10 protein-coding genes and 1 pseudogene are annotated in these 13,770 nt (G+C 42.0%); 8 read left to right on the top strand and 3 right to left on the bottom strand.

All coding sequences use genetic code 11. The features are described from left to right. Positions 1 to 560, top strand: a 560-nt coding sequence (locus tag F6K64_RS01665) for a DALR domain-containing protein (RefSeq protein ID WP_287264714.1), incomplete at its 5' end; no start/stop codon positions are given. Between the two features lie 440 nt (positions 561 to 1,000). Here F6K64_RS01665 and F6K64_RS01660 read toward each other — a convergent pair. Then, positions 1,001 to 1,876, bottom strand: a complete 876-nt coding sequence (locus tag F6K64_RS01660) for a sulfotransferase domain-containing protein (RefSeq protein ID WP_008185935.1) — start codon at positions 1,874 to 1,876, stop codon at positions 1,001 to 1,003. Between the two features lie 87 nt (positions 1,877 to 1,963). Here F6K64_RS01660 and F6K64_RS01655 point away from each other — a divergent pair. Then, positions 1,964 to 2,578, top strand: a pseudogene (locus tag F6K64_RS01655) (DALR domain-containing protein); the annotation flags it as partial. Between the two features lie 784 nt (positions 2,579 to 3,362). Beyond that, entirely contained in the window at positions 3,363 to 4,397 is a 1,035-nt protein-coding gene (locus F6K64_RS01650; RefSeq protein WP_008185931.1) for a methyltransferase, read from the top strand. Between the two features lie 281 nt (positions 4,398 to 4,678). Here the strand turns inward: F6K64_RS01650 and F6K64_RS01645 are convergent, their stop codons facing one another. Continuing rightward, a complete protein-coding gene (locus tag F6K64_RS01645; protein WP_287264713.1) occupies positions 4,679 to 6,286 on the bottom strand; it encodes an FAD-dependent oxidoreductase in 1,608 nt (535 codons plus the stop codon). Positions 6,287 to 6,966: 680 nt separating this feature from the next. Between F6K64_RS01645 and F6K64_RS01640 the strand changes: the two genes are divergently transcribed. The 3 genes from F6K64_RS01640 (at position 6,967) to F6K64_RS01630 (ending at position 10,539) form a co-directional block, all read left to right on the top strand. Further along, positions 6,967 to 7,788, top strand: a complete 822-nt coding sequence (locus F6K64_RS01640) for a pentapeptide repeat-containing protein (protein ID WP_008185924.1) — start codon at positions 6,967 to 6,969, stop codon at positions 7,786 to 7,788. A gap of 534 nt (positions 7,789 to 8,322) precedes the next feature. Next, positions 8,323 to 8,571 (top strand): DUF4212 domain-containing protein, encoded by a 249-nt coding sequence (locus tag F6K64_RS01635; protein ID WP_008185921.1) that lies wholly within the window; start codon positions 8,323 to 8,325, stop codon positions 8,569 to 8,571. Positions 8,572 to 8,847: 276 nt separating this feature from the next. After that, a complete protein-coding gene (locus tag F6K64_RS01630) occupies positions 8,848 to 10,539 on the top strand; it encodes a sodium:solute symporter family protein (RefSeq protein ID WP_008185918.1) in 1,692 nt (563 codons plus the stop codon). On the opposite strand, the gene F6K64_RS01625 is transcribed toward F6K64_RS01630, so the two are convergent. Next, a complete protein-coding gene (locus F6K64_RS01625; RefSeq protein WP_287251113.1) occupies positions 10,509 to 10,790 on the bottom strand; it encodes a hypothetical protein in 282 nt (93 codons plus the stop codon). The two genes, F6K64_RS01630 and F6K64_RS01625, sit on opposite strands and share 31 nt — an antisense overlap. A gap of 265 nt (positions 10,791 to 11,055) precedes the next feature. Here F6K64_RS01625 and F6K64_RS01620 point away from each other — a divergent pair, with 265 nt between their 5' ends. Both F6K64_RS01620 and F6K64_RS01615 read left to right on the top strand, forming a co-directional pair. After that, positions 11,056 to 12,162, top strand: coding sequence for an AI-2E family transporter (locus F6K64_RS01620; protein WP_008185917.1), 1,107 nt, complete (start codon positions 11,056 to 11,058; stop codon positions 12,160 to 12,162). Positions 12,163 to 12,743: 581 nt separating this feature from the next. Then, positions 12,744 to 13,625, top strand: a complete 882-nt coding sequence (locus F6K64_RS01615) for a mechanosensitive ion channel family protein (RefSeq protein WP_008185912.1) — start codon at positions 12,744 to 12,746, stop codon at positions 13,623 to 13,625. The last annotated feature ends 145 nt before the right edge of the window (positions 13,626 to 13,770 follow it).

Below are 13,770 nucleotides of genomic sequence, written 5' to 3'. Positions count from 1 at the left end.
TAGATTTTACTGATGATGCGATCGCATCTGCTACCAATGGCTGGCAAACTCTCAAAGAAGGCTTGCTGTTTGGTCATAACTATGGTATACAATTAGGATGGCAAGACCAATCAGCCACACCCAAACCATCACAACCCTTGCAGGATGACTTATCAAATAAAACCATAGCGCAACAGTTCCAAGAAGCCGTAGATGACGACTTAAACTTTGCTGGAGGGTTAGCGGTATTGTTTGAAGTGGCCAAAGGGTTACGCCGGGAAGGCAATATCCTCGTACATCAGGGTAAAACCGAGACTCCTGCTTCAGAATTAGAGCAGCAATGGCGTAGTCTCGTGGAATTAGCCGAGGTATTAGGGTTAGAAGCACAACCGGAAGAAGAAGCTGAAGTTTCTACGGATGGATTGAGTGATGGGGAAATTGAAGCACTGATTCAGCAGCGGGCTGAAGCACGGAAAACCAAGAACTTTGAATTAAGCGATCGCATTCGCGATGACTTGCAAGCTCAAGGGATTACGTTGATTGACCAGGGTGGTGGCGTTACCACATGGCATCGCAATTAAGGCTGAATTGTGAAAACTACAGCTGAATTGTGAAGGTTTCGGCTTAATTGTGAAGATGGCAGGCTGAATTGTGAAGGTTGTTCAGAATGCAGAATGTAGAATGTAGAATGTAGAATTCCAAATGTAGAATATAGGATGCCAAATGTAGAATGAAGAATTCCGAATGTAGAATTACCAATTCTTAATTCTTAGTTCTAAATTCTAAATTCTAAATTCTAAATTCTAAATTCTAAATTCTTAGAGGTTGTCTGAGAAGTCTCATTTGCTACATCCAAGCCCCCTAAATCCCCCAATTTTGGGGGACTTTTACCAGCCAATTGATTCTTGTTCCCCCCAGAATTGGGGGGCTAGGGGGGCAAAATTCAATATCAAAAAACTTTTCAGATATCCTCTAAATTCTAAATTCTAAATTCTAAATTCTAAATTCTAAATTCTAAATTCTAATAGGTTAACTCAAATTCAAATTCCAGACCAAAATGTACCATTCTTGATTGATATAGAGCATCAAAAATACTAGTCTCTTCTGAAGAAAAGTGGTTTTTCCAATCTCCTACAATTCCTTTGCGCATATGTTTGGGGATACCTTCTCGCTGAGGCACCCAATCCAGATTAGCTTTGGGATTGATTGCCATTGCCGAAAATTCACTACCAGCAACCACAGCATCGAGTAAATCGGAGGTTAAGGGAATATCTATAAAGCTAGCAACATCGGTAACGACTTGAGCTAAATCCTTTTTCATGTCTTCGTACTTGACAAACATGACATTATCTGAATCTTGGCTTGCTTTCCACCATTCCCAAACGTGATCGAATATTGAGCCATAGGCCACCTTGCCTTCACGATATAGCGTAATAAATTCGCTCCAACTCCCCTCGTATCCCATTTTGCTCAATGCATGATAATAATAGGAAACAGCATTATCCTTAGGATTGCGAGCAACATAAATATACTTTGCTTTAGTTTCGCCAAACATTGGCATCAAAGACAACGGGAAATGAGTGTGAAAGTAACGGCGATCGCCAGAAGTTTTAATCAGATTCTCTAAACCTCCATAACGAGTTGCTGCACCTTCTAACCAAGGCACTGCTTCACTCAATACTTTGTCCCCTTGCTCTCCATTGTGAGCAAGCAAGTGAACAATCTGCTCCATCCATGTCGTACCAGATTTAGGATAGGCGACAACAAAGGTATCCCGATCCCCGACTCTAAAGTCCTTAAGGGCATCGATTTCCTTCTGGGTAATGAAAGCTGGAAAGACAATTAGACCTTCTGGATTCTTACCGTCTTTTACCAGTGCTTGCTTATAGTCTGCCATGTATTACAGGCTCTTCCGTACTTGTTATGCTAAATAAACAGTATTTCACAGCGGATCACCGGAACAGTAGTCAGAGGCCGTATTCATATTGACCCGATGGCAGTGCGGCTATTTGTGTTAATGGCGCAATACCGTAAGCCAGTAGATTTTACTGATGATGCGATCGCATCTGCTACCAATGGCTGGCAAACTCTCAAAGAAGGCTTGCTGTTTGGTCATAACTATGGTATACAATTAGGATGGCAAGACCAATCAGCCACACCCAAACCATCACAACCCTTGCAGGATGACTTATCAAATAAAACCATAGCGCAACAGTTCCAAGAAGCCGTAGATGACGACTTAAACTTTGCTGGAGGGTTAGCGGTATTGTTTGAAGTGGCCAAAGGGTTACGCCGGGAAGGCAATATCCTCGTACATCAGGGTAAAACCGAGACTCCTGCTTCAGAATTAGAGCAGCAATGGCGTAGTCTCGTGGAATTAGCCGAGGTATTAGGGTTAGAAGCACAACCGGAAGAAGAAGCTGAAGTTTCTACGGATGGATTGAGTGATGGGGAAATTGAAGCACTGATTCAGCAGCGGGCTGAAGCACGGAAAACCAAGAACTTTGAATTAAGCGATCGCATTCGCGATGACTTGCAAGCTCAAGGGATTACGTTGATTGACCAGGGTGGTGGCGTTACCACATGGCATCGCAATTAAGGCTGAATTGTGAAAACTACAGCTGAATTGTGAAGGTTTCGGCTTAATTGTGAAGACTTGAGGGTGAATTGTGAAGGTCTTCCAGAATGTAGAATTAAGAATGTAGAATGGTGAATCCACTACAATTGCGATGGGACTTTCTACCAGCTGAGCCACGACATAGCTTCGGGTTGACTCACACTTACTTCCCCAGTGGTTTCCCTGAGATAACGGACAGCTTTCGGGTTCGACTACCACCCAGCGGTGGTTTAATTTCCATGGTTCTAAAATATAGCACTACGCATTAAAGTTAGGACATTGATAAAAGCAGCAAAAGGTGCGACCCGTGGCGAATTAAATTCTTAATGGGTCAAGCGCACCTAAGCTGTTGTAGTCAACTGTTGCCTATTGCCTTTTTAAGGGGGGTTAGGGGGGATTCCTATTGCCTTGCGCGTAGCGCTATATTACTCATCTTTCCCCTTTTGTCAACCCCAGCACCTGAATGCTTACATTGGAGACAGGGTAAACGCATCTTGTTGGGTAAGCGGGGATACTTCTCAATAAACCGGCCTTCTTGTGCTTATTGACAATGGCTTTTCCACATATAGTGTTTATTTAATTTCAAAAACACTATACATAGAATTTAAAAAATTAGATGGGTTTATCCTGACATTGGAGATGTCTAATGATTTACAATCATAACCGCAACAAAGACCAGTTGGAGCTTTCCGAGTTGCTCGATCAATTGGTTGATTAGTGCGATCGCTACTCTGTGCAGGGACATCACTTTTGGGAGGACAATATCATGTCAATCTCAGATAAAAATCAGGAACTAGAAATATTAACTTGTGATGATAAACTACTTTGGGATACATGGTTGTCAATGTTCCACTTTCCCACACTTACCGTCGCTGACGAACTAGGGCTTTTCTCTCTATTAGATCAATCACCTGCAACCGCTCAAGAGGTAGCAATAAACTTGTCTTTGGGGTCTCGTGCTACCGAAGGGCTTTTGGGAGTAATGGCATCACTAGGTTATCTTGTGCAGCTCAATGGAAAATTTCACCTTACCCAGGTATCACAAACTTTTTTACTCCCTCATAGTCCTTATTACTGGGGCGGCATACTACATTTCATAAGAGAAAATCCTCTATCCCATTCCTCTCTCCTAGAAGCTTTTCGTAATGATAAGGCTAGCATTTACAACAACAAGGATGTTTGGGAAACCCATGAAGTAGAAGAAGAAAAAGCTAAAGCTTTTACCAGGCATATGCACAGTCAAACCGTTTCTCCTGCGATTGGTGCTGCAAGTAAAGGTGACTTTTATAATGTAAAACATCTTCTTGATGTAGGAGGAGGTTCTGGTGCTTTTTGTTTTGCCTTAGCTCAGCGTTACCCTCAAATTCACTGCACTATTTTAGAATTACCAACAATATGCAAGATAGCAAAAGAATACATAGCAGAATCTGGATTATCTGACCGAGTAGATACATGTGTGGGGGATTTTTTCAAAGACCCTTTTCCTGCTGGCTACGATGCAGTTTTATTCAGTAATATTTTTCACGACTGGGGATGGGAAAAATGTTTATACTTAGCCAAGCAAAGTTTTGAAGCCTTACCCCATGGAGGTCGAATTTATTTACATGAAATACTACTAGCAGATACTAAAGACAGTCCCCTAATTGCTACTTCATTTTCCCTGTGCCTATTTTGGGTTACTGAGGGTAAGCAATTTAGTGCAGCGGAGCTTGAGCAACTTTTGCAAGAAGCTGGGTTTGAAGAAATATTAATAGTTCAAACTTACGGTTATTACTCACTTGTTAGCGCTAGAAAACCATAAATTCCGACAACCTCCAAGGTCGCGCCCAAAGCAGCATGTCTCTTTTAGGTGCAACCCGTGGCGAATTAAATTTGCTCAAGGTGCGCGCCTCCTAGGGCGAGTCAGCGGTTAGCCGTGAGCTTGTAGGGTTAGCAAAAACCGTTTAGTTCTTTTCAGAATTCTAGATAATAGAACTTTGTCCACCCTACTTTATGATAGCACCTCAAGTAGCGTGCGCGTAGCCCTTAAGCTGAATGCTTACTAACAATCTAACTTTCCACATCCCGTGAAAAGTCAGATTGTTAGTAGACATTCCACTCTTGTATAATTTTTTCTCTTTCTGAACTGTCCATTTGAGGTAAATCTTTCCCAAGTGCGTATTCCATGTGCGGTGAAATAGTTATTTCATGACTTTCGTCTATGGCTATGTGTTGATTAACTTGCTCTTGGGTTAAAATCCCTTTGGCTATATATGTTGATAATATTTCTCGGACAATCTTAAAAGCATTATAGGGAATTGATGTCAATTTTGACCCAGTAATGTGAATATACATCCCCCCATTTTGATGTTTATACCTATAGCGAACCGGTTCATCATCTCGTTTAGCCGCCTCTAAATCATTAGCAGGTTGGCGACCTGGATAAACTTGAACAGCTTTCTTAAGTTTTACATCTTCAAGTTCTTTAGCCCAAGGAATCCACCTAGAAATACCATCTTTGATGGCTTTCATCATCTCTTTTTCACTCCTTCCCATTATTTGGGGCAAATTATTATGCCATTGTTCATAAAACTGATGGGAATTTGTATCTATAGGAAAGTGTAATTCTGCTTGGTTATATTCTGGGCCATAAAACATGGCAATAAAATCATAACCAACTTTAATAATTCCTCCGTATTGACCTCGGATAAGTAGAGTACTTGAAAAACTTTCTGCCAGTCCTGGTATTTGTGATTTAAGCCCTTGAGTAATCTTATATAATCCATATACTTTAAGCTTAGCTATATTCCCCTCTTTCTTTATTTCACCTTGAAGGGATGGACTAGGAATTTCTAAGCCTCCACCATAACCAGCATTGATTACGGTATCAAAATAAAGTTGGTTACTGTTTTTGATTTTTAAATCAAATCCCTGGTCATTTATACCAATACTTTTGACTCTAGTATTACCTTTAAAACTCAACAAATTATTATTGATTAACAAGTCAATTAAGTTAATCATATGACTACAATATTCCCCCATGTTTAACACAGGCTGTTTGACTTGAACTGCTCCACAAAAAGTTCTTATTGTGCTTTGCTCAAACCAATTATTTTCTTGATTTATCGATAAACCTAGACTATGTAAAAAATACTTGATACTCTCTTCATCTATTATTTTTGCTATTTCTTCTGGTTTGCCAAAATAATTATCATATGGGTGTTTTATTAAATACTTTTTATAAAAATCTATCAGAAAAATAGCTACTTCTTTGAATGTTACTCCTTCTCGATTTATTGCCGTATTATTTGGCTCATTTGGAACCAAGTAATTTATCTTACTATCCCCAAAAATATAGTCGGGCATTAGCTTTCTAAATAAAACAGTTTGCTTAAACAACATTTCTAAGGTATTTCTGTGTCCTCCATAAATAAAGTGATGCAAAATACCTGTGTTGTTAGTCGAAGCACTTTTACTATTAAAGGGTTTTGATTCTGCTTCAAAAATGGTCACTTCAGCCAGTTCTAATCTAGCTAGAATAGATGCTATTGATATACCCATAGCACCCGCGCCAATAATTGCTATTTTTTGTTGCTCTTTTGGAGATACATGGAATGGTATTTTCGTTTTTGGCATCTCTTCAACTTTGTAGTGAGACTCTTCAGGGGTGAAATTAGCACTAAAAAGCTTAGTATATAAGGGTAAGCTCATCTAAATTCGTATCACACACTACAGATATAGCAAAGGGAACAGGGAGGGAGCAGGGAGCAGGGAGTAGCGATGCAGCGCGGTCTTGGGGAGGCAGCGCGGTCTTGGGGGTCCCCCCCATGACCGCGCTGCCGTGGTTCCCCCCATGAGCGACTGCATCAAGACGGGAACAGGGAACAAACATTCTCTCAATTGATTTAGGATTGCTATAAAAGTTTTTTGATAGTATCACAAACCTAAAATCTGCTGCCTCAATGTCAATAAGGACCCTTTATTATCAAAAATCCCGAGATGATTGATAATGTAATTTGAGAAATCTGAAAAATCCTCATAGTAATCCCAAGGGTTTAGGCTTTCTGGCTCAAAATACGTTGAAAGTTCAGGGATTTAGTAGAACAAACGTACTGAGTTTGACCTAGATTTTTTCCACTTTTACTAAAAATTGGTTTAATTATATTTTTTTTAAGTTACAATTTATACCAAATTAGATGAGCTTACCCTGGGGACAAAGCAAGTTTGTTAGTCTTAAGCGTAGCATAAATCAAAATTTGCCAAACTAATTGTACCACGAAAGACTTTTGCAAGAGGTCTACTCAATAGTCCGCCTTTTCAGCGGCAAAAATCAAGGTTTTAAAGCAAGTTTGATAAAACAGAGATAGCAAAAACTACCATAGGTCACATCAATGAAACTTAGACAATCGTTTATCTGGGGAATTTCTTTGGGACTGCTTGCCCTTGTGGGAATTACTTGGCTCATTCTCAATCAAGACAATCCTCTGGAACAGTTACGGGAAACAAAAAATTGTCAAAACTGTAATTTAGCAGGGCTAGAACTTTCCAGAGAGGATTTACAAGGAGTGAATCTGCAAAAGGCTAATTTAGCAGGGGCTAACTTAGCGGGAGCGAATCTAGAAAAGGCATATTTGGTAGGGGTCAACTTAGAAGGGGCTAACCTCGAAAACGCTAACCTGGAAAAAGCTAACCTCAGTGGGGCTAATCTGCGTAGAGCTAACCTGAAAAATGCTGACCTTCTAAGGAGCAACCTCACAGAAGCTAACTTAGAACAAGCTAATCTCCAAGAAGCCCACTTATCATATCGTTCCGCCAAAGCAATTAAGCTCGAAAGAGCTAACCTCAGGGAAGCTAATTTATCAAAAGCCAATCTGGTAGGTATTAATCTTAGTGGAGTTAACCTAGAGAAAGCGAATCTCCAAGAAGCAAATCTGGCTGATATGGAGATAAGTGCTTCATTGCCAATCGACCACTATTTAGTCAGTGCCAATCTCAGGGGGGCTAACTTGATGGGAGCGAATCTTGAACAGGCTGACTTGAGGGGAATTGACCTCTCCGATGCCAACCTCTCCGACGCTAGCCTCAAGGGAGCAAAACTAGACTATACCTTCGATCTTACTGATTGGGGTTATCCCAACAAAGTTTACCGTGCTAACCTCAAGGGGGCGAACTTAACCAATACTATTATGCCCGATGGTAGCACCAATCAATAGGGATACTCTTATATCAAGTCAGGTTGAATACTCATAATTAGAGGGAGGGTGGGAAGTGTGGGAAGTGTGGGGAGATGGGGAGATGGGGAGGTTTAATTTTAGCGATCGCGTTTGGTGATCAAGTTACGATTTACTTTATCAAAAGTTAACATAATCTTGCTCTAAGCTTTACGTTTCTTGACGAAATAATATCCACAATTCATTTAATATTCCTTTAAACAACGGGACAAGCGGTCTGGGGCAGTGCCAAAGTTCACAGATGTGATCAGCCTATGCTGGTGCGCATCTAGAAATGCCATAACCTAAAGACACCAGTAAATCCCCAGGATTGTTTAGTTTTATTAAGAAAACCCCAAAAAGACGGTTTTTGTTCACCTTTGGTGTAACCTATCCCTAAGCTCCGGCAAATTTTCTGTATATATTAGCACATTTTGCAATACCGATAGGCCATGTTAAGGCAATTGTCGGTGGTTGCTCTATATCCAGAAACTAGTCAAGCGCAAATAGTAAATTTAGTGCATTACTAATAAAACTATGAACCAGAACAAGCGTCAGGCATACTGGCGTGCCAACATCGCATTAATTCGGAATCTCTTAATTGTTTGGGCATTCGTATCCGTTGTATGTAGCATTCTGCTAGTAACATTACTAAACAATGTCAGTGTAGGGAATATTCCCCTAGGCTTCTGGATGGCACAACAAGGTAGTATTTTTACCTTTGTCGTCCTAATTTTTATCTACGCTATACAGATGGATAAAATTGACCGTAAATACAAAAAGTAATGTTTACGGTTGGCAAATAAATGGTTTTGCTTAACCAAGCCATACTATCAATTATAGTTGTTTATGGTTAGCAATTAATAGTTAAAGGTTAGGAATGTAAATAGGGACATTCTATATTATTGACAAATAAAAAAATACTGTTTTTCATTACTAACAATCCCTGGATATGGTTTCTCATAGTAATGATGTACATCGTATTTTTTCCCGATTCCCGATTCCCGATTCCCTATTCCCTGGGCGCAGCGCTATAGCAATTATTTAGACAAAGAAATATCTATGACAGTTGAAGTTTGGACCAGTGTATTGGTCATTATTTCGTTTATTCTCTACCTTTACATTGGTTGGCGCTCTCGGGTGCGCGATAGTAAAGGGTTTTTTGTAGCAGATCAAGGTGTTCCCGCTGTTGCTAATGGTGCTGCTACAGCGGCGGATTGGATGTCTGCTGCTTCCTTTATTTCTATGGCAGGGCTAATATCTTTTTTAGGATATGATGGCTCAATTTACCTGATGGGCTGGACAGGAGGATATGTCCTACTAGCGCTATTGTTAGCCCCTTACCTGCGGAAGTTTGGAAAATACACAGTACCGGACTTTGTGGGAGACCGCTATTACTCAAATATTGCTCGGTTGGTAGCAGTAGTTGCTGCTATTTTTGTTTCCTTAACCTATGTCGCAGGACAGATGCGAGGGGTAGGTATTGTATTTAGCCGCTTTCTGCAAGTGGATATCGGTCAGGGTGTAGTGATTGGCATGGTAATTGTGGCATTTTTTGCCGTGCTGGGGGGGATGAAAGGAATTACCTGGACTCAAGTGGCCCAGTATGGCGTGTTGATTGTGGCTTACCTGATTCCAGCGATTGCGATCGCAACTCTACTGACCGACAACCCGATTCCCCAGCTAGGATTCACCTTCAGTGACATTATCCCGAAACTCAATCAAATTCAGGTAGATCTAGGTTTCCAGGAATACACTAAACCCTTTGCCAACAAGTCCATGCTGGATGTCTTATTTATCACCATTGCCTTGATGGTCGGTACTGCTGGACTTCCCCATGTGATTGTACGCTTTTACACCGTACGCAATGCTAGAGCTGCTCGTTATTCCGCTGGCTGGGCGCTATTATTCATTGCCATACTCTACACCACAGCTCCCGCCGTTGCTGCCTTTGCCCGCTATAACCTGATTGATAGCCTCCATGACCATACCATTGAGGAAGTGCGTCAGCTAGACTGGGCAACCAAATGGGAAAATACTGGTTTATTGGCGTTTGACGATAAAAACGGCAATGGCAAGATTGAGCTGAAACCGGACAAAGAGACCAATGAAATTAAGATTGACCGAGATATCATTGTACTCTCCACACCAGAGGTAGCCAAACTTGCTCCCTGGGTGATTGCCTTAGTAGCAGCAGGAGGACTAGCCGCCGCTCTATCCACTGCATCGGGCTTACTGCTAGTGATTTCTAGCTCAATCGCCCACGATGTCTACTACCGCATCATTAATCCTAGGGCGTCGGAGTCCCAACGATTGATGGTGGGTCGAATTATGGTAATTGCTGCCATTGCCATTGCCGGTTACTTTGGTATCAATCCCCCTGGATTTGTAGCCCAAGTGGTAGCCTTTGCCTTTGGTTTAGCCGCTGCCAGCTTTTTCCCAGTCATTCTGCTAGGGGTATTTGATAAGCGAACCAACCGAGAAGGGGCAATTGCTGGCATGGTGGTAGGGTTAGTTTTTACCACCGTTTACATCATTGGGGTGAAGTTCTATAGTATGACACCCTGGTTTTTCGGTATTTCCCCTGAGGGGATTGGTACCGTAGGGATGGTGCTTAATTTCATTGTGACTGTAGTGGTTTCTCGCCTGACACCCCCACCTCCAGCAGAAATTCAGGAGATGGTGGAAATGTTGCGAACACCCGGTGATGCTCCCCCAGCCCTTCATGATGTGGGAGAAGAGGAGTTGGATTGATCAAGGTTGAAAGTTGAAAGTTGAAAGTTAAAAGTTGAAGGTTGAAGGTTGAAGGTTGAAGGTTGTTCGCGAAGCGTGGCCAATAGGCCAAGGTTATGGGGTTGTTTGCCTTTGGCGTTCGGTATAGGGTAGGGTGTCTTTGAGAATGTAGAATGTAGAATTAAGAATGTAGAATTCCCAATTCTAGCGTTGCTAAATCTTCGCGCTGAATAGGAGTAGAGTGGGCATCCTGCCCGCACGAAAATAAGCATGAAACTGGCAAGATGCCAGTTCCACGGCTGATGCCCATTCCACAGGTGCGACCCAAGGCCGGGTTCCCCGGCCTAGGAGGCGCGCACCTAAACACTCTTAAAATCATTCCATTATTCAGCAACGCCCAAATTTCAAATTCTACATTCTACATTCTACATTCTTAATTCAAAAGGGTAGGTTGAAGACCGTACCGTCAACCGTCAACTAATTCAGGTGTTTTCTCTGTAGACTATTTGCAGGCACTCAACATGCAAATGGAAGTCTATGCTACGCCTTAAAATCTCCTTAGCTAACTTACTGCTGATTGTTGCTACTGGCTTGACAATAGTCCTGCTGTGGCAACTTAGAGCTTTGCTAGTAGTACTGATGATTGCAGTAGTGCTCGCATCTACTCTAGCACCAATTATTGATAGTGCTGAAAAGTTAAGGATTCCCCGCTGGCTAGCGGTTATTCTGGTTTATTTAGGCTTAATCGCTGGTTTGACAGGGATCGGCTTAGTGATTGGACCAACAGTAGCTGAGCAAATTCAGCGTTTATTTCGGAAACTGCCAACGTATTTGGAGGTTTTAACCTCTTTGTTAGATGCTTTAGCGATTCGCCTAGGGATGACTGAACTAGCTCTGAGTAAAATGTTTGATGCTGGGACCGTTACCTCTTGGGTAATTCGTTCCTCTCAGCAGTTGCTAGTGCAGTCTTATGGATTGACACGGAGTCTTTTTGCTGGAGTGTTTACCGTAATTCTGGCAACACTGCTGTCTGGTTATATGTTAGCTGGCTCTGAACAGTTGATTAAAGGGGGGGTAAGTTTGTTTCCCAAACCCTGGGATGAAAAATTGGCAGCCCAGGTCAAGCCAGTCAGCCAACGGATGGGGGGTTACATCCAGGGGCGAGTGGTGGTTTCAGGAATTTTAGGGATGGCGATTACTGTTGGTTTAAAATTTTTGGGACTGTCAGAGTTTGCCTTGGGTTTGGGTGTGATTGCTGGGGTGACCAATTTGATTCCCTTTTTTGGTCCGGTCTTGGGAGCAATTCCAGCATTGATTGTGGCAATTGCTCAAGGGGGATGGACTTTCTTGTGGGTATTGCTACTATTTGTGATTATTCAGAATCTGGAAACCTATATTCTTGATCCCCTACTGGTGGGGTCTTCTGTGAGAGTTCACCCCTTATATCAGTTGTTGGCAGTGCTAGGTGGTGCAAAGGTTTTGGGGATTCTTGGTGCTTTGATTGTTCCCCCTTGGGTAGCTGGTGCAGCTCTGGTACTAGAAAATTTGTACTTGAAGCCGAAACTGGAGGCGGAACAAAATGCTGCTACTATCTCGCCAGCTTCTGAACCAGACGCCTCAAATGCTCTTTCTTTCAACGGATAGTATGATAACTATACTTTGAGGGATCAGCAATTAGCTATCAGCAATTAGCTATCAGCAATTAGTAATCAGCTATCAGCAATTAGTAATCAGCTATAGCAGTCGCCAGGGCAGTTAGGACATCGACATTAGTCTCACACCCTTTGTAAGCGATGCAGAGGTGCGACCCGTGGCGAATTTAATTCGCCAACGGAAAGCGCACCATTACGGTCTTGGGGGTTTCCCCCATGAGCGACTGCATCAAGAAGCGCAAGAGTTTGACTTCTGACAAATGACTTCTGACAAATGACTTCTGCTATATCAGCTATCAGCCATTGGCCATTGGTCACGCTACTTGAGGTACTTTTGAATAAAATAAGCTGACGGCTGACGGCTGTTCGCCCAGCGTGAGCTAAAAGCTGACGGCTGACGGCTGACGGCTGACTGCTTACGAAAATAGTCAGCCAATTACTAATTACCAATTACTAATTACCAACTACCAATTAACTGTCTTAAGTAATGCTACCTTGGCTAGAAACTTAACACTAAAGTACAGTTAACACTAGGCTGCTCTGATACTCCTAGCCAAGGTAGTAAAAAAAGTTTTGCGATCGCGGATTCTTCGCCTCACCAATCTCAGCCGCCCTGCGCAGGAGACTATTGCCCTGATTATCCATTATGCCATACTCTTTATCGGTGTTATTGTCCTATTGCAGTTGTGGGGAATCGACTTTAGTTCTCTAGCTGTATTTGTCGGAGTCTTGGGTGTGGGCATTGGCTTGGGAATCCAGGGAATTGCTAAAGAATGTGTCAGCGGTTTGGTACTCATTTTTGAGCGTCCGATCCAAGTAGGGGACTTTGTGAATGTTGGGGAACTGATGGGAACAGTAGAAAATATCGGTATTCGGAGTACAGAAATCCTGACGTTGGATCAAGTCTCAATCATTATCCCCAATTCTCGCTTTCTTGAAGCTGAAGTGGTCAACTGGACTCACAATAATCCAGTATCCCGGTTAAAATTACCCGTAGGGGTCGCCTATGGTTCAGATCCAATTAAAGTACGTAGTGCTCTGATTGAGGCAGCTTCTCAACATCCAGAAATCTTAGATCAACCAGCCCCTAATGTATTTTTTACTGGATTTGGAGAAAATGCCCTCAAGTTTGAGTTGTTGGTTTGGATTGAAGACCCTCCCAAGCAGTTCCAAATCAAAAGTGAGCTTTACTTTCTGATTGAAGAAATACTACGTCATTACCATGTTGATAGTCCCTTTCCTAAGCTAGATTTGCACGTCCGTTCTGGTAATTTTCCTGTAGACGTTTCACACCAATTAATTGAGTCCCTAACTCAGCTATCTCAGGAATTGACTAAGTGGATGGCTAGACAATCCTATGGTAATAGTCACAATGGTACTAGCCACAATGGTACTAGCCACAATGGTACTAGTCACAGGAATGTTCAAATAAACAATACTTCAGATAATAATTGATAGTTAAGGGAATAGCGAACTTGATATCAGGCCAATGACTAATACCAAATCCGCTTGCCATACCCCCTTTACAAAAAATAAACCAAATCCTTATTATTCGATGAATCTATAGCTGTTTGAATAAGGGGGGTATGGGACAGGATTT

The sequence above is a fragment of the Moorena sp. SIO3A2 genome, from assembly GCF_010672265.1.
In the GTDB taxonomy this organism is placed as follows: domain Bacteria; phylum Cyanobacteriota; class Cyanobacteriia; order Cyanobacteriales; family Coleofasciculaceae; genus Moorena; species Moorena producens.
The sequence above is the reverse complement of the archived record's forward strand: the minus strand, read 5'-3'. Positions and strand labels throughout refer to the sequence as shown.

Coding starts and splice junctions, on each gene's coding strand:
- F6K64_RS01645 (WP_287264713.1), bottom strand. CDS start 6,286: ATGAGCTTACCCTTATATACTAAGCTTTTTAGTGCTAATTTCACCCCT.
- F6K64_RS01635 (WP_008185921.1), top strand. CDS start 8,323: ATGAACCAGAACAAGCGTCAGGCATACTGGCGTGCCAACATCGCATTA.
- F6K64_RS01625 (WP_287251113.1), bottom strand. CDS start 10,790: ATGCTTATTTTCGTGCGGGCAGGATGCCCACTCTACTCCTATTCAGCG.
- F6K64_RS01620 (WP_008185917.1), top strand. CDS start 11,056: ATGCTACGCCTTAAAATCTCCTTAGCTAACTTACTGCTGATTGTTGCT.
- F6K64_RS01640 (WP_008185924.1), top strand. CDS start 6,967: ATGAAACTTAGACAATCGTTTATCTGGGGAATTTCTTTGGGACTGCTT.
- F6K64_RS01660 (WP_008185935.1), bottom strand. CDS start 1,876: ATGGCAGACTATAAGCAAGCACTGGTAAAAGACGGTAAGAATCCAGAA.
- F6K64_RS01650 (WP_008185931.1), top strand. CDS start 3,363: ATGTCAATCTCAGATAAAAATCAGGAACTAGAAATATTAACTTGTGAT.
- F6K64_RS01630 (WP_008185918.1), top strand. CDS start 8,848: ATGACAGTTGAAGTTTGGACCAGTGTATTGGTCATTATTTCGTTTATT.